This window comes from Mycobacterium sp. IS-1590 (genome assembly GCF_001500025.1).
Taxonomy (GTDB): Bacteria; Actinomycetota; Actinomycetes; order Mycobacteriales; family Mycobacteriaceae; genus Mycobacterium.
Genome location: NZ_LQIW01000001.1, coordinates 150,606 through 174,388 on the forward strand (window position 1 = coordinate 150,606; position 23,783 = coordinate 174,388).

The following is a 23,783-nucleotide window of genomic DNA, read 5'->3' on the forward strand; positions in this document are numbered from 1 at the left end:
TGAGCCCAGCTCGGTGATCTAGTCGCGTGCCGTGCGTTCGGGAGTCTGTGGTCGTGAGTGGCCAGCCGAACCGACGCAGATATCGCGACAAAACGGACCGGTGGTCTACCGGGACGATAGTCGCATGAGGTGCTGGAAGGATGCATCTTGGCAGGGTCCCGCCCAAGCAAGACAGCAGAAGCTACTAAAAACTCCGTCCCAGGAGCACCAAACCGAATTTCCTTTGCAAAGCTCCGTGAGCCCCTCGAGGTTCCCGGGCTTCTTGACGTTCAAACCGAGTCTTTCGAATGGCTGATCGGCTCCGACGCCTGGCGTGAGAAGGCCAAGGAGCGCGGCGAGGAAAAGCCCGTTGGTGGCCTCGAAGAGGTGCTCTCCGAGCTGAGCCCGATCGAGGACTTCTCCGGCTCGATGTCGCTGTCCTTCTCCGATCCGCGCTTCGACGAGGTCAAGGCCCCCGTCGACGAGTGCAAAGACAAGGACATGACGTACGCGGCGCCGCTGTTCGTCACGGCCGAGTTCATCAACAACAACACCGGTGAGATCAAGAGCCAGACGGTCTTCATGGGCGACTTCCCGATGATGACCGAGAAGGGCACGTTCATCATCAACGGCACCGAGCGTGTCGTGGTGAGCCAGTTGGTCCGCTCCCCGGGTGTGTACTTCGACGAGAGCATCGACAAGTCCACCGAGAAGACGCTGCACAGCGTCAAGGTGATCCCCGGCCGCGGCGCGTGGCTGGAGTTCGACGTCGACAAGCGCGACACCGTCGGGGTGCGCATCGACCGTAAGCGCCGTCAGCCGGTCACCGTGCTGCTCAAGGCGCTCGGCTGGACCAGCGAGCAGATCACGGAGCGGTTCGGCTTCTCCGAGATCATGATGTCGACGCTGGAGAAGGACAACACCGCCGGCACCGACGAGGCGCTGCTGGACATCTACCGCAAGCTGCGTCCGGGCGAGCCGCCGACCAAGGAGTCCGCGCAGACCCTGCTGGAGAACCTGTTCTTCAAGGAGAAGCGCTACGACCTGGCCCGCGTCGGCCGCTACAAGGTCAACAAGAAGCTGGGCATCACCGAGAACCCGGCGCAGACCACGTCGACCACGCTGACCGAAGAGGACGTCGTCGCCACCATCGAGTACCTGGTGCGACTGCATCAGGGCGACAAGACGATGACCGTCCCGGGTGGTGTCGAGGTGCCCGTCGAGGTCGATGACATCGACCACTTCGGCAACCGTCGTCTGCGCACCGTCGGCGAGCTGATCCAGAACCAGATCCGGGTCGGCCTGAGCCGCATGGAGCGTGTCGTGCGTGAGCGCATGACCACGCAGGACGTCGAGGCGATCACGCCGCAGACCCTGATCAACATCCGTCCCGTCGTGGCGGCGATCAAGGAGTTCTTCGGCACCAGCCAGCTGTCGCAGTTCATGGACCAGAACAACCCGCTGTCGGGCCTGACCCACAAGCGCCGCCTGTCGGCGCTGGGCCCCGGCGGTCTGTCCCGTGAGCGCGCCGGCCTCGAGGTCCGCGACGTGCACGCCAGCCACTACGGCCGCATGTGCCCGATCGAGACCCCCGAGGGTCCGAACATCGGCTTGATCGGCTCGCTGTCGGTGTACGCACGGGTCAACCCCTTCGGCTTCATCGAGACGCCGTACCGCAAGGTCGTCGACGGTGTTGTCACCGACGACATCGAGTACCTGACCGCCGACGAGGAGGACCGCCACGTCGTGGCGCAGGCCAACTCGCCGATCGACGAGAACGGCCGCTTCGTCGAGGAGCGCGTCCTGGTCCGCCGCAAGGGCGGCGAGGTCGAGCAGATCTCGTCGAGCGAGGTGGACTACATGGACGTCTCGCCGCGCCAGATGGTGTCGGTCGCGACGGCCATGATCCCGTTCCTCGAGCACGACGACGCCAACCGCGCCCTGATGGGTGCCAACATGCAGCGCCAGGCGGTTCCGCTGGTGCGCAGCGAGGCCCCGCTGGTCGGCACCGGTATGGAGTTGCGTGCGGCGATCGACGCCGGTGACGTCGTCGTCGCCGACAAGGCCGGCGTGATCGAAGAGGTCTCGGCCGACTACGTCACCGTGATGGCCGACGACGGCACCCGGCACACGTACCGGATGCGCAAGTTCGCGCGGTCGAATCACGGCACCTGCGCCAACCAGCGTCCGATCGTGGACGCCGGCCAGCGGGTCGAGGCGGGTCAGGTCATCGCCGACGGGCCGTGCACCGAGAACGGTGAGATGGCGCTGGGCAAGAACCTGCTCGTGGCGATCATGCCGTGGGAGGGCCACAACTACGAGGACGCGATCATCCTCTCCAACCGCCTGGTAGAAGAGGACGTGCTCACCTCGATTCACATCGAGGAGCACGAGATCGACGCCCGCGACACCAAGCTGGGCGCCGAGGAGATCACCCGGGACATCCCGAACGTCTCCGATGAGGTGCTGGCCGACCTCGACGAGCGCGGCATCGTCCGCATCGGCGCCGAGGTCCGCGACGGCGACATCCTGGTCGGCAAGGTCACCCCGAAGGGCGAGACCGAGCTGACCCCGGAGGAGCGGCTGCTGCGTGCGATCTTCGGTGAGAAGGCGCGCGAGGTCCGCGACACGTCGCTCAAGGTGCCGCACGGTGAGTCCGGCAAGGTCATCGGCATCCGGGTGTTCTCCCGCGAGGACGACGACGAGCTGCCCGCCGGCGTCAACGAGTTGGTCCGCGTGTACGTCGCGCAGAAGCGCAAGATCTCCGACGGCGACAAGCTGGCCGGACGCCACGGCAACAAGGGCGTCATCGGCAAGATCCTGCCCGTCGAGGACATGCCGTTCCTGCCCGACGGCACCCCCGTGGACATCATCTTGAACACCCACGGTGTGCCGCGTCGTATGAACATCGGTCAGATCCTGGAGACCCACCTCGGGTGGGTGGCCAAGAGCGGCTGGAAGATCAACGGTTCGCCGGACTGGGCGAGCGCGTTGCCCAAGGAGCTGCTCGAGTCCGAGCCGGGAAGTATCGTCTCGACACCGGTGTTCGACGGTGCCCGCGAAGCCGAGCTGCAGGGTCTGCTGGGTTCCACGCTGCCCAACCGCGACGGCGAGACGCTCGTCGACGAGGACGGCAAGGCCATGCTGTTCGACGGTCGCAGTGGCGAGCCGTTCCCGTACCCGGTGACGGTGGGCTACATGTACATCCTCAAGCTGCACCACTTGGTGGACGACAAGATCCACGCGCGTTCCACCGGCCCGTACTCGATGATCACCCAGCAGCCGCTGGGCGGTAAGGCGCAGTTCGGTGGCCAGCGGTTCGGCGAGATGGAATGTTGGGCCATGCAGGCCTACGGCGCGGCGTACACGCTGCAGGAGCTGTTGACCATCAAGTCCGACGACACCGTCGGCCGGGTCAAGGTGTACGAGGCGATCGTCAAGGGCGAGAACATCCCCGAACCGGGCATCCCGGAGTCGTTCAAGGTGTTGCTCAAGGAACTTCAGTCGCTGTGCCTCAACGTCGAGGTGCTGTCGAGCGACGGCGCCGCGATCGAGATGCGCGACGGCGACGACGAGGACCTGGAACGCGCCGCGGCGAACCTGGGAATCAACTTGTCGCGCAACGAATCTGCCTCCGTTGAGGATTTGGCTTAAGCAGTTATTGGTTTCTAATCCCGAAAGGGGAAAGGGAGTTACGTGCTAGACGTCAACTTCTTCGATGAGCTCCGGATCGGTCTCGCCACCGCCGACGACATCCGTCAGTGGTCCTACGGCGAGGTCAAGAAGCCGGAGACCATCAACTACCGCACGCTGAAGCCGGAGAAGGACGGCCTGTTCTGCGAGAAGATCTTCGGACCGACTCGCGACTGGGAGTGCTACTGCGGCAAGTACAAGCGCGTCCGCTTCAAGGGCATCATCTGCGAGCGCTGCGGCGTCGAGGTCACTCGCGCCAAGGTGCGTCGTGAGCGGATGGGCCACATCGAGCTGGCCGCGCCCGTCACGCACATCTGGTATTTCAAGGGTGTGCCCTCGCGGCTGGGCTATCTGCTCGACCTGGCGCCGAAGGATCTCGAGAAGATCATCTACTTCGCCGCCTACGTGATCACCGCCGTCGACGACGAGATGCGCCACAACGAGCTGTCCACGCTCGAAGCCGAAATGGCCGTGGAGCGCAAGGCCGTTGAGGATCAGCGCGATCTCGATCTCGCCGAGCGGTCCCAGAAGCTCGAGGCCGACCTGGCCGAGCTGGAGAAGGAGGGCGCCAAGAGCGACGTGCGCCGCAAGGTGCGCGACGGTGGTGAGCGCGAGATGCGCCAGATCCGCGACCGGGCCCAGCGTGAGCTGGATCGGCTCGAGGAGATCTGGAACACCTTCACCAAGCTGGCGCCCAAGCAGCTCGTCGTCGACGAGGTGCTCTACCGGGAACTGCAGGACCGCTACGGCGAGTACTTCACCGGTGCGATGGGTGCCGAGGCGATCAAGAAGCTCATCGAGAACTTCGACATCGAGGCCGAGGCCGAGGAGCTGCGTGAGGTCATCCGAAGTGGCAAGGGGCAGAAGAAGCTTCGCGCACTGAAGCGGCTCAAGGTGGTCGCGGCGTTCCAGCAGTCTTCCAACTCGCCGATGGGCATGGTGCTCGACGCGGTTCCGGTGATCCCGCCGGAGCTTCGCCCGATGGTGCAGCTCGACGGTGGCCGGTTCGCGACGTCGGACCTCAACGACCTGTACCGCCGCGTGATCAACCGCAACAACCGGTTGAAGCGACTGATCGATCTGGGCGCGCCCGAGATCATCGTCAACAACGAGAAGCGCATGCTGCAGGAGTCGGTGGACGCGCTGTTCGACAACGGCCGCCGCGGACGTCCGGTCACCGGGCCGGGCAACCGTCCACTGAAGTCGCTGTCGGATCTGTTGAAGGGCAAGCAGGGTCGGTTCCGTCAGAACCTGCTCGGCAAGCGTGTCGACTACTCCGGCCGTTCGGTCATCGTGGTCGGCCCGCAGCTCAAGCTGCACCAGTGCGGTCTCCCGAAGCTGATGGCTCTCGAGCTGTTCAAGCCGTTCGTGATGAAGCGTCTGGTGGATCTCAACCACGCGCAGAACATCAAGAGCGCCAAGCGCATGGTCGAGCGTCAGCGTCCGCAGGTGTGGGACGTCCTCGAAGAGGTCATCGCCGAGCACCCGGTTCTGCTGAACCGCGCGCCGACGCTGCACCGCCTCGGTATCCAGGCGTTCGAGCCGCAGCTGGTGGAGGGCAAGGCCATTCAGCTGCACCCGCTGGTCTGTGAGGCGTTCAACGCCGACTTCGACGGTGACCAGATGGCCGTGCACCTTCCGCTGTCGGCGGAGGCGCAGGCCGAGGCGCGCATCCTGATGCTGTCGTCGAACAACATCCTGTCCCCGGCGTCGGGTCGGCCGTTGGCCATGCCGCGTCTGGACATGGTGACCGGCCTGTACTACCTGACGACGATGATCGAGGGCGACACCGGCGAGTACACGCCGGCCGCCAAGGATCAGCCGGAGACCGGTGTGTACAGCTCGCCCGCCGAGGCGATCATGGCGATGGACCGCGGTGCGCTGTCGGTGCGGGCCAAGATCCGCGTGCGGTTGACGCAGCTGCGTCCGTCCGCCGATCTGGAAGCCGAGCTGTTCCCGGAGGGCTGGAAGCCCGGTGACGCCTGGACCGCGGAGACCACTCTGGGTCGGGTGATGTTCAACGAGCTTCTGCCGCACGGCTATCCGTTCGTCAACGAGCAGATGCACAAGAAGGTCCAGGCGCGGATCGTCAACGATCTCGCCGAGCGCTACCCGATGATCGTGGTGGCGCAGACCGTCGACAAGCTCAAGGACGCCGGCTTCTACTGGGCCACCCGCTCGGGTGTCACCGTGTCGATGGCCGACGTGTTGGTGCCGCCGCAGAAGCAGGAGATCCTGGACCGCTACGAAAAGGAAGCCGACCAGATCGAGAAGAAGTACCAGCGCGGTGCGCTCAACCACGACGAGCGCAACGACGCCCTGGTCAAGATCTGGCAGGACGCCACCGAAGAGGTCGGCGAGGCGCTGCGGGCGCACTACCCGAAGGACAACCCGATCATCACGATCGTTGACTCGGGTGCCACGGGTAACTTCACCCAGACCAGGACCCTGGCCGGCATGAAGGGTCTGGTGACCAACCCGAAGGGTGAGTTCATCCCGCGTCCGATCAAGTCCTCGTTCCGTGAGGGCCTGACGGTGCTGGAGTACTTCATCAACACCCACGGCGCCCGAAAGGGTCTGGCGGACACCGCTCTTCGTACCGCCGACTCGGGTTACCTGACCCGCCGTCTGGTCGACGTTTCGCAGGACGTCATCGTGCGCGAGACCGACTGTGAGACCGAGCGCGGCATCAATGTCACGCTGGCCGAGCTACAGGGTGACGCGTTGGTGCGCGATCAGCACATCGAGACGTCGGCCTATGCCCGGACGCTGGCCACCGATGCCGTCGACAAGGACGGCAACGTCGTCGTCGAGCGCGGCCACGACCTGGGCGACCCGGCGATCGAGGCGTTGCTGGCCGCGGGCATCACCGAGGTGAAGGTCCGCTCCGTGCTGACCTGCGCGACGGGGACCGGCGTGTGCGCGATGTGCTACGGCCGTTCGATGGCGACCGGCAAGCTCGTCGACATCGGCGAGGCCGTCGGCATCGTCGCCGCGCAGTCCATCGGCGAGCCCGGCACACAGCTGACCATGCGCACGTTCCACCAGGGCGGCGTGGGTGAGGACATCACCGGTGGTCTGCCCCGTGTGCAGGAGCTGTTCGAGGCCCGCATCCCGCGGAACAAGGCGCCGATCGCCGACGTCACCGGCCGGGTGCAGCTCGAAGAGGGCGAGCGCTTCTACAAGATCACCATCATCCCCGATGATGGTGGCGAAGAAGTGGTGTACGACAAGCTCTCTCGTCGTCAGCGCCTGAAAGTGTTCAAGCACGACGACGGCACCGAGCGTCTGCTCGCCGACGGCGACCACGTCGAGGTGGGCCAGCAGCTGATGGAAGGTGCGGCCGACCCGCACGAGGTGCTGCGTGTCCAGGGCCCCCGCGAGGTGCAGATCCACCTCGTCAAGGAGGTCCAGGAGGTCTACCGGGCCCAGGGCGTGTCGATCCACGACAAGCACATCGAGGTCATCGTCCGGCAGATGCTGCGTCGCGTCACGATCATCGACTCGGGCTCGACGGAGTTCCTGCCCGGCTCGCTGACCGAGCGCGGCGAGTTCGAGACCGAGAACCGTCGGGTGGTCGCCGAGGGCGGCGAGCCCGCGGCCGGTCGTCCGGTGCTGATGGGTATCACGAAGGCGTCGTTGGCCACCGACTCGTGGCTGTCGGCGGCGTCGTTCCAGGAGACCACCCGCGTGCTGACCGATGCGGCGATCAACTGCCGCAGCGACAAGCTGCAGGGTCTGAAGGAGAACGTGATCATCGGCAAGCTGATCCCGGCCGGTACCGGTATCAACCGCTACCGCAACATCCAGGTGCAGCCGACCGAGGAAGCCCGCGCTGCGGCGTACACGATCCCGTCGTACGAGGATCAGTACTACAGCCCGGACTTCGGCCAGGCCACCGGCGCCGCGGTGCCGCTGGACGACTACGGCTACAGCGATTACCGCTAGCAGTTCACGGAAAAGCCTCCGGGTCACGGCCCGGGGGCTTTTTCGTGCCCCGAGCGGTGCGCCGAACGTGGGTTACCCGCACGTCCTGCGCGGGTTGTGCGTGACACGAGCCCACACTCGGCAGTGAGGATCTGATGCTGGCGAACACCGCGTGGTTCCTGTTCGGACTGGGCGCGTTGATCGTCGGCGCGGAGGTCATGGTCCGCGGTGGCGCGGAAGTCGCTGTGCGACTGGGAATCAGCCCGATCATCATCGGACTGACCATCGTGTCGATCGGCACCAGCATGCCCGAACTGGCGGTCGGTGTGGTCGCGGCGGGGGAGGGCAGCGGCGCGCTGGCGGTCGGCAACATCGCGGGCACCAATGTGGTCAACGTCCTGCTCATCCTCGGTCTGAGCGCCGCGCTGGTGCCGTTGACGTTGCAGTCGCGCACCATCCGGTTCGAACTGCCGATCATGGCTGGTGCGGCGCTGCTGCTGTGGATGCTGGCGGCCGATGGTGTGCTGACGCGTCTGGACGGCGCGATCCTGGTCGGCGGCGCGTTCGTCTACACCGTCGCGGTGATCTGGTCTGCACGTCGCGAATCCCACGCTGTCGTCGAGGAATTCGCAGCCGAGCTGGTCGCTGAGTACGCCACCGAAGAGGTGGGCGCGGTGGCCACCAAGGGGCACCGCACCTCGATCAACGTCGCGATGACTCTAGGCGGTATCGCCGTCGTCGTGCTGGGAGCCGACTGGCTTGTCGACGGTGCGGTCGGCATGGCCAGACAGTTCGGGGTGTCCGACGCGCTGATCGGTCTGACCATCGTCGCGATCGGCACCTCGGCGCCGGAGTTGGTGACCACCATCATCTCCACCATCCGCGGCGACCGCGACATCGCGATCGGCAACCTGATCGGCAGCAGCATCTACAACATTCTGCTCATCCTCGGCGTGACCTGTTTGGTGCCGGCTCAGGGGCTGAACCTGCCGTCCAGCCTGGTGACGATCGATCTGCCGGTCATGGTGGCTGTCGCGTTGCTCTGTATCCCGATCTTCATTTCGGGTCGGCGCGTCACCCGCGTCGAAGGCGCGCTGATGGTCGCGGCCTATGCGGCGTACCTGATCTTGCTGCTGACCGTCCGGACCTGACGGCACGTGTAGGCGGGGCGGGGAGGTTCCGGCTTGCCCGCCGACGCCGGCCCAGCCGCCACGGATACTTCTCATGTGGCCACATCTTTTCGATCTCGGCGTTGAACTCCGCCCCCAGCAACACCGCGAAGGCCGTGATGTAAAGCCACCCGACGACGGCGATCGGCACGGCGAGTTGGCTGTACACGGCGTCGTCACGTGCGCTCACCGACAGATAGGCGCGCAGCCCCGCCGATGCCACCAACCACAGCACCATCGCCAACACCGCCCCCGGAATGTCGCGGCGCCAAGGCAGTCGCCAGGGCACACCGAGGTGATACAGCGTGACCAAACCGACCAGGATCAGCAGCGCGACCCCGGGCCAGAACAGCAGATCCAGTGCGCGCAAGGTGCTTTCGGTCAACGGGTCGGGCGTCACCCACGCCACCAGGTCGGGCCCGAGGACGAGCGGCGGCAGAATCGCCACGGCACCGAGGAGTCCGCCCGCGGTCAGCCCCAGCGCCAGCAGCCGTCGTCGCCAGGCAGGCCGGGGCTCGACACCGTAGGCGATGGTGATTGTCTCCAGGTACCGGTTCACCGCCCGCGAACCCGACCACAGGCTGAGCACGATTCCGATGGAGACCACGCTTCCGCGCGATTGTGTGAGCCCGGCCTCGACCACGCGACGGTATGACTCGAAGGTCCGCTCGGCAAGGAAGGAGCTGGGCACCTCGAGCAGCAGCCGATGCAGGCGCGCCGTGCCTTCAGGGCCGAGCGCTTCGGCGATGAAACCGAGCGAGCCGAGCACCGCGATCAGGAGCGACGGCAGCGAGATCAAGGAGAACAGCGCGACCTCGGCCGCCAGACCGGGCACGCGGTCTCGAAGCGTGTCGTTGACGGTTCGGACGATCAGCCGGCCCGCCTGCCGCACCGGCCGGGGCGCATGAGACAACATCGAAAAGGCGCGTCGCTGCAGAGTGGAACGGGCGGAGGCGACCGCGTCGGACAACGACGAGAACGGAGACGGGTCGCTTCCAGATCCCACGCTCCGAGCCTAGGCGGCGCCCTCACGCATGCGGCGAACGCAAGTGGTGCGACCGAGTGCCGTGACCGTGGGCCGGTGCGGTGGCCATGTCGGTGGTCCTGCCTAGACTGGGCGTCGTGCTGATCGGTTCGCACGTCCACGGTGACGACCCCCTGGCCGCCGCGGAGGCAGACGGTGCCGACGTGGTGCAGTTCTTCCTCGGCAATCCGCAGAGCTGGAAGAAACCCAAACCGCGCGAGGACGCCGATGTGCTCAAGGCTTCGAGCGTCCCGCTGTACGTACATGCGCCGTATCTGATCAACGTCGCATCGGCCAACAACCGGGTGCGGATCCCGTCGCGCAAGATCCTGCAGGACACCTGTGACGCGGCCTCGGAGATCAACGCGACGGCGGTCATCGTGCACGGTGGTCACGCCGACGACAAAGACTGGGAAGCGGGCTTCGAACGCTGGGTCAAGGCGCTGGATTACCTCGAAACCGACGTGCCCGTCTACCTGGAGAACACCGCGGGCGGCGACCACGCGATGGCCCGCCACTTCGACGTCATCGCCCGGTTGTGGGACCACATCGGCGACAAGGGCATCGGCTTCTGCCTGGACACCTGCCACGCGTGGGCCGCGGGGGAGAAGCTGATCGACGCCGTCGACAGGATCAAGGCCATCACCGGGCGCATCGACCTGGTGCACTGCAACGACTCACGCGACGCCGCCGGTTCGGGCGCCGACCGGCACGCCAACTTCGGCACCGGCCAGATCGATCCTCAGCTGCTGGTCGCGGTGGTGCAGGCCGCCGGCGCACCCGTCATCTGCGAAACCGCAGACGAGGGCCGCAAAGACGACATCGCCTTCCTGCGCGAGCACATCACGACCTGATAACCGAACCGCAGTCGAACGCTCGGCACCTTTCGGGTGAACTAGATTCAACTAAGTGTCTGCGGTCGACGAGTCGTCACAAGAGTCGCAGCGCGCCCCCGAGGCAGGCCGGCCCCAGAGGCGGGAACGCCGGCTGAAGTACGTGCGCCGGACCGCCGTCGCGATATGGGCTGCGGTCATCGTGTTTCGCACGGTCACCGAAGGTTTTGCGTTCAACCGTGAGCTCGTGCTGCTCTACATCGCCACCGGTCTGCTGGCCGCGAGCATCGGCCAGGTCCGCCGGATGCTCTACGTCATCCGCGATTGGCTTCCGTTCGCGTTGATACTGATCGCCTACGACCTGAGCCGTGGCGCCGCCGACATGATCGGGCGCCCGACGCTGTGGGAGTGGCCCGTCGAGGCCGATCGTTGGCTCTTCTTCGGTACCGTGCCGACCGTATGGCTTCAGGAGCAGCTCAAACAGGGCCATCCGCCGTGGTGGGAAGTGGTCCTCAGCTGCGTTTACATGTCGTTTTTCATCTTGCCGTACGTGGTGGCCGCGGTGCTGTGGCTGCGTGACCGCGCGGAGTGGAAGGCGTTCGTGCGGCTGTTCGTCGGCTTGAACTTCACGGGCTTGGTCATCTACGCCCTGGTGCCGGCCGCGCCGCCGTGGGCCGCGGCTCGCTGCACCCCGGACGACGTCGAAGGTGGACCGGCCTACGCGCGCTGCATGTTCCGCTCGGCGCGCGGAGTACCCGACGGCGGTGTGCTCGGGGCGATGCAGTCCAGCCAGGATGGGGCGAACCCGTGGATCGAGCGAATCGTCGGCCGCGGCTGGGGCAACCTGAACATGCACACCGCCAGCGCACTGCTCGATGCGGGTCAGGCCAGTGTCAACCTGGTGGCGGCGATACCGTCCCTGCACGCCGGCATGACCGCGGCGATCGCGGCCTTTCTGTGGCATCGCGTGCACAAAGCGTGGCGTCCACCGCTCGTGGCCTATGTGCTCCTGATGGCCTTCACGCTCGTGTACACCGCCGAGCACTACGTCATCGACATCCTGCTCGGCTGGGCCCTGGCGGCCGCGGTCATCGTCGTTCTCCACCGCTACGAGAGTTGGCGACGCGCGAGGGCGTCGCGCTCGGCGGACCGCTCGGGCGAGATGGTTCCGCTCTACGACCGGCGTGACGATCCCGCGGTGGCGGCCGAGCCGAATCCGACGGTTGAATCCCAGCCTGTCGCCGAGCCGGAACCCGTTGACGAACACGAGCCGCGCCGGCGGGACGTCGTCGCCGAAGTCGACAGCCGCTGACCCCTTCCGCGGCTGTTGTTACGACTATTGTGCAGCTGTTCGTGAAAGTGTAATAGTGGTCTCATGGCCGATACGCATGTCGTCACCAACCAGGTCCCGCCGCTGGAGGGCTACAACCCGGCGACGTCACCGGTACTCACCGAGGCGCTGATCCGCGAGGGCGGTGAATGGGGCCTCGACGAGGTCACCGAGCTGGGCGCGCTGTCGGGCTCGCGGCAGGCGCAGCGGTGGGGCGAGCTGGCCGACCGCAACCAGCCGATTCTGCGCACTCACGACCGCTACGGCCACCGCGTCGACGAGGTCGAGTACGACCCCGCCTACCACTCGCTGATGACCGTGGCCATCAAGCACGGTCTGCACGCCGCGCCGTGGGCTGACGACCGGCCCGGCGCCCACGTCGTGCGCGCCGCCAAGACCTCGGTGTGGACGCCCGAACCCGGTCACATCTGCCCGATCTCGATGACCTACGCCGTGGTGCCGGCGCTGCGGCACAACCCCGACCTGGCGGCGGTGTACGAGCCGCTGCTGGTCAGCCGCGAGTACGACCCCGAGCTGAAGGCGCCCACCACCAAGGCCGGCATCACCGCGGGCATGTCGATGACCGAGAAGCAGGGCGGCTCCGATGTGCGCGCGGGCACCACCGAGGCGACCCCCAACGGCGACGGCAGTTACTCACTGCGCGGGCACAAATGGTTCACCTCGGCGCCGATGTGCGACATCTTCCTGGTGCTCGCGCAGGCGCCCGGCGGCCTCTCGTGTTTCCTGCTGCCGCGGGTCCTGCCCGACGGCAGCCGCAACCGGATGTTCCTGCAGCGGCTGAAAGACAAGCTCGGCAACCACGCCAACGCGTCTTCCGAGGTGGAATACGACGGCGCTGTCGCGTGGCTCGTCGGCGAAGAGGGCCGCGGCGTGCCGACCATCATCGAGATGGTCAACCTGACGCGTCTGGACTGCACCCTCGGCAGCGCGACCAGCATGCGCAACGGGCTGGCCCGCGCGATCCATCACACGCAGCACCGAAAGGCGTTCGGCGAGTATCTGATCGACCAGCCGCTGATGCGCAACGTGTTGGCCGACCTCGCGGTCGAGGCCGAGGCGGCCACGATCCTCGCGATGCGCATGGCCGGCGCGACAGATGCGGCGGTGCGCGGCGACACCCGCGAAACCCTGCTGCGGCGTATCGGGCTGGCGGCCGGAAAGTACTGGGTGTGCAAACGCGCCACCCCGCACGCGGCCGAGGCCATGGAGTGCCTTGGCGGCAATGGCTATGTCGAGGAGTCGGGCATGCCGCGGCTGTACCGGGAAGCACCGCTGATGGGCATCTGGGAGGGTTCGGGCAACATCAGCGCGTTGGATACGTTGCGGGCCATGGCAACTCGCCCGGAGTGCGTCGACGTGCTGTTCGACGAACTCGGTCGGACCGCGGGTGCGGACACGCGACTCGATACCCACGTCGAGGCCTTGCGACCGGCCCTGGGTGACCTCGAAACCATCCAGTACCGCGCCCGCAAGGTCGCCGAGGACATCAGCCTTGCCCTGCAGGGATCGCTGTTGGTACGCCACGGCCATCCCGCCGTCGCGGAGGCGTTCTTGGCCACCCGGATGGGTGGCTCCTGGGGTGGCGCGTTCGGAACCCTGCCCACCGGACTCGATCTCGCGCCGATCATCGAACGCGCATTGGTCAAGGCTCCGGACGCGGGCAGGACCGACAACGGATGACCCACGCGATCAGGCCGGTGGACTTCGACAACCTCAAAACGATGACCTACGAGGTCACCGGCCGGGTAGCCCGCATCACGTTCAACCGACCGGAGAAGGGCAACGCCATCGTCGCGGACACGCCGCTGGAATTGTCCGCGCTCGTCGAACGCGCCGACCTCGACCCGAACGTTCACGTGATCCTGGTTTCCGGTCGGGGCGAAGGGTTCTGCGCCGGATTCGATCTGTCCGCCTACGCCGAGGGGTCGTCATCGGCCGGTGGCGGCAGCCCCTATCGCGACACTGTGCTGTCGGGCAGGACGCAGGCTGTCAACCACCTGCCGAATCAACCATGGGATCCGATGATCGACTACCAGATGATGAGCCGGTTCGTCCGCGGCTTCTCCAGCCTGATGCACTGCGACAAGCCGACAGTGGTGAAGATCCACGGCTACTGCGTGGCCGGCGGCACCGACATCGCGCTGCACGCCGATCAGGTGATCGCCGCCTCGGACGCCAAGATCGGCTACCCGCCTACCCGCGTGTGGGGTGTCCCCGCGGCCGGGATGTGGGCGCATCGCCTCGGCGACCAGCGCGCCAAACGCCTTCTGCTCACCGGGGATTCGATCACCGGAGCGCAGGCCGCCGAGTGGGGGCTGGCGGTCGAGGCGCCGTCCCCCGAGGACCTGGACGCACGCACCGAACGGTTGGTGGAACGAATAGCCTGCGTGCCGATCAACCAGCTGATCATGGTCAAGCTGGCGATGAACTCCGCTCTCTATTCCCAGGGGACGGCCAACAGCGCAATGGTGTCGACCGTGTTCGACGGCATCGCCCGCCACACCCCGGAAGGGCACGAGTTCGTCGCGCAGTCGCGCGAACACGGATTCCGCGAAGCCGTCCGACAGCGTGACGAGCCGTTCGGCGACCACGGCCGCAGGGCGTCCGACGTCTGATGCCGAAGTCACTCTCGCGGATGACGGCCCGCTCCGTGGTGCTCAGTGTTCTGCTCGGGGCGCACCCGGCGTGGGCCACCGCGAGTGAACTGATCAAGCTCACAGCGGATTTCGGCCTCAGGGAGTCGACGGTGCGGGTCGCGTTGACGCGGATGGTCGGCGCGGGTGACCTGGTTCGTTCCGAGGACGGCTACCGGTTGTCCGACCGCCTGCTGGCCCGGCAGCGGCGGCAGGACGACGCCATCAACCCCCGGCTGCGGCCGTGGCGGGGCGACTGGACCACGGTGGTGATCACCAGCGTCGGGTCCGATCCCCGCTCGAGGGCTGGGCTGCGAAGCACTCTGCAGGACAGCCGATTCGCCGAACTGCGCGAAGGGCTGTGGCTGCGACCGGACAACCTGGACACGGCGTTGCCGCCCGAGGTGATGCGGCGGGTGAGGGTGTTGATCTCCCGTGACGAAGCACCCGCCGAGTTGGTCTCGCTGCTGTGGGACCTGCCGGCGTGGGCGCGCGAGGGTCAGTTGCTGCTCGACGAAATCAACTCGGCGCCAGACGTTCCCGACCGGTTCATCGCAGCGGCCGCCATCGTGCGCCACCTGCTCACCGATCCGGTGTTGCCGGAGGAACTGCTGCCCGACGGCTGGCCGGGCGCCGCGCTGCGCCAGGCCTACAACGACTTCGCCGCGCAGTTGTCTGCGCGGCGCGACAGCACCGGATTGTCGCTCACGCGACGTGACCAACTGACGGAGGCGAGATGACGGGTGGAGTGCGGGTCGAGAAGAACGGCCCCGTGACGACGGTGATCATGAATCGTCCGGAGGCGCGCAACGCCGTGAACGGCCCGGCCGCCGCCGGGTTGTACGCCGCTTTCGACCAGTTCGACAAGGACGACTCGGCCGCGGTCGCGGTGTTGTGGGGCGACAACGGGACATTCTGTGCCGGAGCCGATTTGAAGGCATTCGGGACTCCCGATGCCAACCCGGTGCACCGCACAGGTCCCGGCCCGATGGGGCCCAGCCGAATGGTGTTGTCCAAACCGGTGATCGCGGCGATCAGCGGCTACGCCGTGGCCGGCGGTCTGGAACTGGCGTTGTGGTGCGATCTGCGCGTCGTCGAGGAGGACGCGGTCATGGGGGTGTTCTGCCGGCGTTGGGGTGTCCCGCTGATCGATGGGGGGACCGTCCGGTTGCCGCGGTTGATCGGGCACAGCCGGGCGATGGATCTCATCCTCACCGGTCGCGCCGTCGACGCCGCCGAGGCCCTGGCGATGGGTTTGGCCAACCGCGTGGTGCCCAACGGGGAAGCGCGCCGGCGGGCCGAGGAACTCGCCGCCGAACTGGCCCAGCTGCCTCAGAAATGCATGCGTGCCGACCGTCTGTCGGCTCTGAACCAGTGGGGCCGCTCGGAGCCCGAGGCAATGGACTTCGAGTTCGGCAGCATGTCGCGCGTCGCCGCCGAATCCCTCGAAGGGGCAGCCCGTTTCGCGGCCGGCGCGGGCAGGCACGGCGCCAACGCCTAGCGACAGTGTGCGGACGCTGACCCGCCGCGAGGGACCGCGGAATGTCGGGAAACCGCGGCGTGTTCAAGGGCAAACACGGACGCTCGCGGCAGTTAGGGGAAGGGGTTTTCAGCCCCTGCTGATCTTGTTGTTGTTGCCGGTGTCGTTGATCTTCGGATCGCCGTCTCTGTACGTCACCGTGTTGTTGAGGCCGACGACGCTGATTTCCTTGTCGACCCGCTCGAAGGTGACCTTGTTGTCGGCGCCGCCGATGTTCACGTTCGCACAGGTGCCCTTCACCGTGAGGGTGTTGTTCGACCCGCCGATGTTCAGCGATTTGCCGTCGGCGCAGTCGATGTCGGCGGTCGTGCCGAACGAGCCGTAGTTGATCGTGTTGCCAACCTCGACCTGGGCGCCGGAGCTGCCCGCCGTCGCGGTGGGGGTGTTGGTGTCCGAGCTTTCGGATCCGCAGCCCGCGATCAGAAACGCCGCCGCGATGACACCGATGAGGGGATGGGCGATGGATGTGGCGCGCATGGTCATGCGGGTACCCGGTTGATGCGGTTGGTCATCCCCAGTTCCCGTCCGCGGTCCAAGACGATCGGATTTCCGTTCTTGTACAACACGGTCTGGTCCCAGCCGTACACCGTGATGTCGTTGATCACGTTGTCGGCGACCACGACGTTGCCGTTGCCCTGCATCGTGACCGCCCAGCAGGTTCCCAACGTGGTGATCTGGTTGTTCGCGCCGTTGACGAGCAGCGTGGAGTTGGCGCAGTCGATGGTCTCGACGACACCGATACCCGTGATGGTGGTGTCGGTTCCCTGATGGCGGCCGACGACACTGTTATCGGCGCACTCCCGCGCCAGCGGGTTGCAGACCACCGGTTGTGCCTGCGCCACGGGGGCCGTCAGGATCAGCGGGAACACCACGGCCGACGCCGCCAGTGACCGGCTCACAGCTGTCCACATCATTGACGAAGCGTACGACGCGGGCGACGAGATCCACAGACGTTCACCCGAGTCGCTATTAACGGTCGCGCTGGGTAGCGTGAGCGGCGATGCGTTGGCGGTTTCCGATTGCTGTCGCGGCGGTCGTGGCGGTGGTGACGGTGGCGGGGTGTGCTGAGACCGTCAGCGGAAGCGCGCAGCGGGCCACACCCGCCGTGCCAGATCCCGAACGCAACTACGGCTACGTCGACGACCGCTGCGCCCTGCTCGACGACGACACCGTGCAGGAGATCTTGGGCGGCGAGAGCGTCGTGCGGCCCTACAGCGGAGCGGTCTGCCAGTACGTGGCCTTCCGCGGTGAGGTGACCATCGACGCGACGTTCTCCTGGTTCCAGACCGGAAGCCTCGATCGCGAACGCGCGCTGGCCACCGAGCGCGGCGCGACGATCACCGAGACCGTGGTGGAGCGCCACCCGGCGTTCATCGCGCGCCGCGACATCACCGGCGCCGCCTGCTCGGTCACCGCCGCGGCGGGCAGCGGGGTGCTGAGCTGGTGGGTGCAGTTTCGCGATCAGCGCGCCGGCGATCCGTGCCGGGAAGCGCAGAAGCTCCTGTCGGCCACCCTGAAATCGGAGATGTGACGGTGTCCGCCCGCTGGCATCGCCACCTCGTCGCGCTCGCCGCCTGCGCCGCAGCGCTCACGGCGTGCGGATCGTCCGATGACGCGCCGACGACTGCGTCGACGGTGAACCCGGGCGGTGGGTTCCGCGCCGTGGACTGCAACGGCATCACCGACACCGACATCGCGGCGGCGGCCGGGTCGGACGGCTTCACCAAGGCCGTGGTCAGTGACGCGGGCTGCTTCTGGCAGGAGAACACCATGTTCGGCACCGTCGGCGCGGGGATGGGGATCTCGACCTGGTGGTACCGCGGCAGCGATATGGACACCGAGCGTTCCCTGGAACAACAGGCCGGCCGCACCTTGACCGAACTCTCCGTCGACGGCAACAAGGGCTTCAAGGCGTTCGACGCAAATGCCTGCAGCTTCTATGTGGCCAAGGGCGGCGACGTCATCACGTGGTCGATCCAGACGATGAACCCCGCGACGCTGCCCGATCTGTGCTCGATAACCGAACAACTCGCCGAGCTCAGCCAGGAGCGCGTCAACTGACTGCCAGGGAACTAGAGGTGTTAGTTTTCTCCGGGTATCAACTAAGGGCAGACGAGACGGCAGGGGGCGAAGCGCGCATGGCACAGCCCCCGAGCACGTCGGCTCGGCGAGTCCCCCGGCTCAGCCGCGAGACCATCGTCAACGCGGCGCTGACCTTCCTGGATCGCGAAGGCTGGGACGCGCTGACCATCAACGCGCTCGCCACCCAACTCGGCACCAAGGGCCCGTCGCTGTACAACCACGTGAACAGCCTCGAAGACCTGCGCAGAACAGTGCGAATGCGCGTCGTCGGCGACATCATCGGCATGCTTACCAACGTCGCGGAGGGCCGCACCCGCGACGACGCGGTGACCGCGATGGCCAGTGCTTACCGCAGCTATGCGCATCACCATCCAGGACGCTATTCGGCCTTCACCAGGATGCCGCTGGGTGGTGACGACCCGGAGTTCACCGAAGTGACCCGGGCGGCCGCCGCCCCCGTCATCGCGGTCCTGGGTTCGTATGGACTCGAGGGCGAGAACGCGTTCTATGCGGCGTTGGAATTCTGGTCGGCCATGCACGGCTTCGTCCTGCTGGAAATGACCGGGGCGATGGACGGTATCGACACCGACGCGGTGTACAGCGACATGGTCATGCGACTGGCATCTGGAATGGAACGTCGGTAGAACGTTCGTTGACCTGCGGTTAGGGCACCTGCGACGGGTTTGGAGCGCTGCCCCGGTGCTGGTATTGTGGACGATCGTGCCTGGCAGATAAGGCGCTTCGCAGGTGCGTGCACCAAAAGGACCTGCAAAGCGTGCCTGCACGCCGGGCCAATTCGCATGTCGCCATGCTCCGAGAATTGAGGCAATGCCTTCAAGTTGCCTTCGACCTGCTTCGGACGGGCGCGTGCGACACACCCGGTCGCGGGGTACGTGTCCGGGGCAAAAGCGCAGTACAGAGACTTACCAGAACTAAAAAGCAGCAACACAGAAAGCCGGTAGATGCCAACCATCCAGCAGCTGGTCCGCAAGGGTCGCCACGACAAGCCCGCCAAGGCGAAGACCGCGGCCCTCAAGGGCAGCCCGCAGCGCCGCGGAGTGTGTACCCGCGTGTACACAACCACCCCGAAGAAGCCGAACTCGGCCCTTCGGAAGGTCGCGCGCGTCAAGCTGACCAGCGCGGTCGAGGTCACCGCCTACATCCCGGGCGAGGGCCACAACCTGCAGGAGCACTCGATGGTGTTGGTGCGCGGCGGCCGTGTGAAGGACCTGCCCGGTGTGCGCTACAAGATCATCCGCGGCTCTTTGGACACCCAGGGTGTGAAGAACCGCAAGCAGGCGCGCAGCCGCTACGGCGCGAAGAAGGAGAAGAGCTGATGCCGCGCAAGGGACCGGCGCCCAAGCGTCCGTTGGTCAACGATCCGGTGTACGGGTCGCAGCTGGTGACTCAGCTGGTCAACAAGGTGCTGATGGACGGGAAGAAATCGCTGGCCGAACGCATTGTTTATGGTGCGCTCGAACAGGCCCGCGACAAGACCGGCACCGATCCGGTGGTCACCCTCAAGCGCGCTCTGGACAACGTCAAGCCGGCCCTCGAAGTCCGTAGCCGTCGCGTCGGCGGCGCCACCTACCAGGTTCCGGTGGAGGTGCGTCCGGATCGCTCGGTCACGCTGGCACTTCGCTGGCTGGTCAGCTTCTCCAAAGCCCGTCGTGAGAAGACCATGATCGAGCGTCTGGCGAACGAGATTCTCGACGCCAGCAATGGCCTGGGTGCCGCCGTGAAGCGGCGTGAGGACACCCACAAGATGGCCGAGGCAAACCGCGCGTTCGCGCACTACCGCTGGTGATGTGACGCCCCGGAGTCGCGAGCGACGCATGGCACAGAGCGGTGTCGCCGGGGCGAAATGACAACACCAACTACCAAGCGAAAGAGAAGACTTCTGTGGCACAGAAGGACGTGCTGACCGACCTGAACAAGGTCCGCAACATCGGCATCATGGCCCACATCGATGCCGGTAAGACCACGACCACCGAACGCATCCTGTACTACACGGGTGTCAACTACAAGATCGGTGAGACGCACGACGGTGCTTCGACCACCGACTGGATGGAGCAGGAGCAGGAGCGCGGTATCACCATCACCTCCGCGGCTGTCACCTGTTTCTGGAACGACAACCAGATCAACATCATCGACACCCCCGGCCACGTCGACTTCACCGTCGAGGTGGAGCGCAGCCTGCGTGTGCTCGACGGCGCCGTCGCGGTGTTCGACGGTAAAGAAGGTGTGGAGCCGCAGTCCGAACAGGTCTGGCGGCAGGCCGACAAGTACGACGTTCCGCGCATCTGCTTCGTCAACAAGATGGACAAGCTGGGCGCCGACTTCTACTTCACCGTGCGCACCATCGAGGAGCGCCTGGGGGCCACGCCGCTGGTGATCCAGCTGCCGATCGGCGCGGAAAACGACTTCATCGGCGTCGTCGACCTGGTCGAGATGAAGGCCAAGGTGTGGCGCGGTGAAACCGCCCTCGGCGAGAAGTACGAGGTCGAAGACATTCCGGCCGACCTCGCCGAGAAGGCCGAGGAGTACCGCACCAAGCTGATCGAGGCCGTCGCCGAGACGGACGAGGAGCTGTTGGACAAGTACGCCGGCGGCGAGGAGCTCACGGTCGCCGAGATCAAGGCGGCGATCCGCAAGCTGACCGTCGGCTCGGAGTTGTACCCCGTCCTGTGTGGCAGTGCGTTCAAGAACAAGGGTGTGCAGCCCATGCTCGACGCCGTCATCGACTACCTGCCGTCGCCGCTGGACGTGGAGTCGGTGCAGGGTCATGTGCCCGGTAAAGAGGACGAGGCCATCAGCCGCAAGCCGTCGGTCGACGAACCGTTCTCGGCGCTGGCGTTCAAGATCGCCGTGCACCCGTTCTTCGGCAAGCTGACCTACGTCCGCGTCTACTCCGGCACGGTCGAGTCCGGCTCACAGGTCATCAACTCCACCAAGGGCAAGAAGGAGCGGCTGGGCAAGCTGTTCCAGATGCACGCCAACAAGGAGAACCCCGTAGAAAGGGCGAGTGCGGGGCACATCTACGCGGTGATCGGTCTCAAGGACACCACCACAGGTGACACCCTGTCGGACGCGAACGAGCAGATCGTGCTCGAGTCGATGACGTTCCCGGACCCGGTCATCGAGGTGGCCATCGAGCCCAAGACCAAGAGTGACCAGGAGAAGCTCGGCACGGCGATCCAGAAGCTGGCCGAAGAGGACCCGACGTTCAAGGTCCACCTGGATCAGGAGACCGGCCAGACCGTCATCGGGGGTATGGGCGAGCTTCACCTCGACATCCTCGTCGACCGGATGAAGCGCGAGTTCAAGGTCGAGGCCAACGTCGGCAAGCCCCAGGTGGCCTACCGCGAGACCATCAGGCGCAAGGTCGAGAAGGTCGAGTACACCCACAAGAAGCAGACGGGTGGTTCCGGCCAGTTCGCGAAGGTCCTCATCGACCTCGAGCCGTTCACCGGCGAGGACGGGGCGACCTACGAGTTCGAGAACAAGGTCACCGGTGGCCGTATCCCTCGCGAGTACATTCCGTCGGTCGACGCCGGCGCCCAGGACGCCATGCAGTACGGCGTGCTGGCCGGCTACCCGCTGGTCAACCTGAAGGTAACGCTGCTCGACGGCGCCTACCACGAGGTGGACTCGTCGGAAATGGCCTTCAAGGTCGCAGGTTCGCAGGTGCTGAAGAAGGCGGCACAGGCTGCGCAGCCGGTGATCCTCGAGCCGATCATGGCGGTCGAAGTGACCACACCCGAGGACTACATGGGTGAAGTGATCGGTGACCTGAACTCCCGCCGTGGTCAGATCCAGGCCATGGAGGAGCGATCGGGTGCCCGCGTCGTCAAGGCGCTGGTACCGCTGTCGGAGATGTTCGGCTACGTCGGCGACCTTCGGTCGAAGACCCAGGGCCGGGCTAACTACTCCATGGTGTTCGACTCGTACGCCGAAGTTCCGGCGGCCGTGTCGAAGGAGATCATCGCGAAGGCGACGGGGCAGTGAGCATCGACGGCCGCCAGGCCGGAGGAGCGGAGCTGGCCCGGAGTCGAGCCATGAGTGGCGCGAAGGCGACCGGGCAGTAACCCCGGTTGCGTCGCGGCGAGAAACAACTGCAAAGATCAACACTGCTTTAGACAAGCACTAACAGTCCAGGAGGACCACACAGTGGCGAAGGCGAAGTTCGAGCGGACGAAGCCGCACGTCAACATCGGGACCATCGGTCACGTTGACCACGGCAAGACGACGCTGACCGCAGCAATCACCAAGGTGCTGCACGACAAGTTCCCGGAGTTGAACGAGTCGCGCGCATTCGACCAGATCGACAATGCGCCTGAGGAGCGTCAGCGCGGCATCACGATCAACATCTCCCACGTGGAGTACCAGACCGACAAGCGCCACTACGCGCACGTCGACGCCCCCGGTCACGCCGACTACATCAAGAACATGATCACCGGTGCCGCCCAGATGGACGGCGCGATCCTGGTGGTCGCGGCGACCGACGGCCCGATGCCGCAGACGCGTGAGCACGTGCTGCTCGCCCGTCAGGTTGGCGTGCCCTACATCCTGGTCGCGCTGAACAAGGCCGACGCCGTCGACGACGAGGAGCTCATCGAGCTCGTCGAGATGGAGGTCCGCGAACTGCTGGCCGCCCAGGACTTCGACGAGGACGCCCCCGTCATCCGCGTGTCGGCGCTCAAGGCCCTCGAGGGCGACGAGAAGTGGGTCAAGTCGGTCGAGGAGCTCATGGAGGCCGTCGACGAGTCGATCCCGGACCCCGTCCGCGAGACCGACAAGCCGTTCCTGATGCCCGTCGAGGACGTCTTCACGATCACCGGCCGCGGCACCGTGGTCACCGGTCGCGTCGAGCGTGGCGTGATCAACGTGAACGAGGAAGTCGAGATCGTCGGCATCCGCCCCGACACCACCAAGACCACGGTCACCGGTGTCGAGATGTTCCGCAAGCTGCTCGACCAGGGCCAAGCCGGCGACAACGTCGGTCTGCTGCTGCGCGGCATCAAGCGTGAGGACGTGGAGCGCGGTCAGGTCGTCGTGAAGCCCGGCACCACCACGCCGCACACCGAGTTCGAGGGTCAGGTCTACATCCTGTCCAAGGACGAGGGTGGCCGGCACACGCCGTTCTTCAACAACTACCGTCCGCAGTTCTACTTCCGCACCACGGACGTGACCGGCGTCGTGACGCTGCCGGAGGGCACCGAGATGGTGATGCCCGGTGACAACACCGACATCTCCGTCAAGCTGATCCAGCCCGTCGCGATGGACGAGGGTCTGCGTTTCGCGATTCGCGAGGGCGGTCGTACCGTCGGCGCCGGCCGGGTCACCAAGATCGTCAAGTAGTTTTCGACTGCTGCGAAGCGGCGCTCACCTTTCCGGTGGGCGCCGCTTTCGTATATGTGCTTCGCGAGACGTACAACAGGGCTGCGATTCTTCGACGACCGCGACCCTGGTGTACGTCTCGCGAACGTGGGGAGTAACGCCGGTGGACGCCGCGACGATGTACTTCGCGTATGCCCTGGTCGGGGCGGAGA

General features: G+C 66.0%; 19 protein-coding genes. 16 read left to right on the plus strand and 3 right to left on the minus strand.

What is annotated here, in order from left to right:
- Positions 1 to 147: 147 nt before the first annotated feature.
- The 3 genes from rpoB to AU197_RS00720 all read left to right on the plus strand — a co-directional run bounded on the left by rpoB (position 148) and on the right by AU197_RS00720 (position 8,750).
- A complete protein-coding gene (gene rpoB, locus AU197_RS00710; protein ID WP_502687842.1) occupies positions 148 to 3,633 on the plus strand; it encodes a DNA-directed RNA polymerase subunit beta in 3,486 nt (1,161 codons plus the stop codon).
- Positions 3,634 to 3,675: 42 nt separating this feature from the next.
- Complete coding sequence (locus AU197_RS00715) at positions 3,676 to 7,620, plus strand: DNA-directed RNA polymerase subunit beta' (RefSeq protein WP_064400483.1); 3,945 nt, start codon at positions 3,676 to 3,678, stop codon at positions 7,618 to 7,620.
- A gap of 134 nt (positions 7,621 to 7,754) precedes the next feature.
- Positions 7,755 to 8,750: a calcium/sodium antiporter gene (locus AU197_RS00720; protein WP_064400484.1), complete on the plus strand. Its 996-nt coding sequence runs from the start codon at positions 7,755 to 7,757 to the stop codon at positions 8,748 to 8,750.
- On the opposite strand, the gene AU197_RS00725 is transcribed toward AU197_RS00720, so the two are convergent.
- On the minus strand, positions 8,674 to 9,774 hold the full coding sequence (locus AU197_RS00725; protein WP_231744788.1) for a YihY/virulence factor BrkB family protein: 1,101 nt from the start codon (positions 9,772 to 9,774) through the stop codon (positions 8,674 to 8,676). The genes AU197_RS00720 and AU197_RS00725 overlap by 77 nt on opposite strands.
- Positions 9,775 to 9,890: 116 nt before the next feature.
- Between AU197_RS00725 and AU197_RS00730 the strand changes: the two genes are divergently transcribed.
- The 6 genes from AU197_RS00730 (at position 9,891) to AU197_RS00755 (ending at position 16,110) form a co-directional block, all read left to right on the plus strand.
- On the plus strand, positions 9,891 to 10,646 hold the full coding sequence (locus AU197_RS00730; protein ID WP_064400822.1) for a deoxyribonuclease IV: 756 nt from the start codon (positions 9,891 to 9,893) through the stop codon (positions 10,644 to 10,646).
- Positions 10,647 to 10,701: 55 nt separating this feature from the next.
- Complete coding sequence (locus AU197_RS00735) at positions 10,702 to 11,937, plus strand: phosphatase PAP2 family protein (protein ID WP_064400485.1); 1,236 nt, start codon at positions 10,702 to 10,704, stop codon at positions 11,935 to 11,937.
- Between the two features lie 63 nt (positions 11,938 to 12,000).
- A complete protein-coding gene (locus tag AU197_RS00740) occupies positions 12,001 to 13,656 on the plus strand; it encodes an acyl-CoA dehydrogenase family protein (RefSeq protein WP_064400486.1) in 1,656 nt (551 codons plus the stop codon).
- Positions 13,653 to 14,591 carry a crotonase/enoyl-CoA hydratase family protein gene (locus AU197_RS00745; protein WP_064400487.1) on the plus strand — a complete coding sequence of 313 codons (939 nt, stop codon included), beginning with the start codon at positions 13,653 to 13,655 and terminating at the stop codon, positions 14,589 to 14,591. The genes AU197_RS00740 and AU197_RS00745 overlap by 4 nt, the downstream gene beginning before the upstream one ends.
- Complete coding sequence (locus tag AU197_RS00750) at positions 14,591 to 15,349, plus strand: PaaX family transcriptional regulator C-terminal domain-containing protein (protein ID WP_064400488.1); 759 nt, start codon at positions 14,591 to 14,593, stop codon at positions 15,347 to 15,349. The genes AU197_RS00745 and AU197_RS00750 overlap by 1 nt, the downstream gene beginning before the upstream one ends.
- Positions 15,346 to 16,110, plus strand: a complete 765-nt coding sequence (locus AU197_RS00755; protein ID WP_064400489.1) for a crotonase/enoyl-CoA hydratase family protein — start codon at positions 15,346 to 15,348, stop codon at positions 16,108 to 16,110. Before AU197_RS00750 ends, AU197_RS00755 begins: the two co-directional genes overlap by 4 nt.
- Positions 16,111 to 16,218: 108 nt before the next feature.
- Here AU197_RS00755 and AU197_RS00760 read toward each other — a convergent pair whose 3' ends face one another.
- Together AU197_RS00760 and AU197_RS00765 are read right to left on the minus strand one after the other, a co-directional pair.
- Positions 16,219 to 16,626: a DUF3060 domain-containing protein gene (locus AU197_RS00760; protein ID WP_064400823.1), complete on the minus strand. Its 408-nt coding sequence runs from the start codon at positions 16,624 to 16,626 to the stop codon at positions 16,219 to 16,221.
- 2 nt (positions 16,627 to 16,628) lie between these two features.
- A complete protein-coding gene (locus AU197_RS00765) occupies positions 16,629 to 17,063 on the minus strand; it encodes a DUF3060 domain-containing protein (protein WP_064400490.1) in 435 nt (144 codons plus the stop codon).
- A gap of 86 nt (positions 17,064 to 17,149) precedes the next feature.
- On the opposite strand from AU197_RS00765, the gene AU197_RS00770 reads away from it, so the two are divergent.
- The 7 genes from AU197_RS00770 (at position 17,150) to tuf (ending at position 23,592) form a co-directional block, all read left to right on the plus strand.
- On the plus strand, positions 17,150 to 17,680 hold the full coding sequence (locus AU197_RS00770) for a DUF3558 domain-containing protein (RefSeq protein ID WP_064400491.1): 531 nt from the start codon (positions 17,150 to 17,152) through the stop codon (positions 17,678 to 17,680).
- A gap of 2 nt (positions 17,681 to 17,682) precedes the next feature.
- Positions 17,683 to 18,210: a DUF3558 domain-containing protein gene (locus AU197_RS00775; protein ID WP_064400824.1), complete on the plus strand. Its 528-nt coding sequence runs from the start codon at positions 17,683 to 17,685 to the stop codon at positions 18,208 to 18,210.
- Between the two features lie 77 nt (positions 18,211 to 18,287).
- On the plus strand, positions 18,288 to 18,875 hold the full coding sequence (locus AU197_RS00780; protein WP_064400492.1) for a TetR/AcrR family transcriptional regulator: 588 nt from the start codon (positions 18,288 to 18,290) through the stop codon (positions 18,873 to 18,875).
- A 318-nt stretch (positions 18,876 to 19,193) separates the two neighbouring features.
- Positions 19,194 to 19,568 carry a 30S ribosomal protein S12 gene (gene rpsL, locus AU197_RS00785; protein ID WP_064345572.1) on the plus strand — a complete coding sequence of 125 codons (375 nt, stop codon included), beginning with the start codon at positions 19,194 to 19,196 and terminating at the stop codon, positions 19,566 to 19,568.
- Positions 19,568 to 20,038 (plus strand): 30S ribosomal protein S7, encoded by a 471-nt coding sequence (gene rpsG / locus AU197_RS00790; protein ID WP_064400139.1) that lies wholly within the window; start codon positions 19,568 to 19,570, stop codon positions 20,036 to 20,038. The genes rpsL and rpsG overlap by 1 nt, the downstream gene beginning before the upstream one ends.
- Before the next feature lie 95 nt (positions 20,039 to 20,133).
- Positions 20,134 to 22,239 (plus strand): elongation factor G, encoded by a 2,106-nt coding sequence (fusA, locus tag AU197_RS00795; RefSeq protein WP_082696465.1) that lies wholly within the window; start codon positions 20,134 to 20,136, stop codon positions 22,237 to 22,239.
- A gap of 162 nt (positions 22,240 to 22,401) precedes the next feature.
- Positions 22,402 to 23,592: an elongation factor Tu gene (gene tuf / locus AU197_RS00800; RefSeq protein WP_064345574.1), complete on the plus strand. Its 1,191-nt coding sequence runs from the start codon at positions 22,402 to 22,404 to the stop codon at positions 23,590 to 23,592.
- The last annotated feature ends 191 nt before the right edge of the window (positions 23,593 to 23,783 follow it).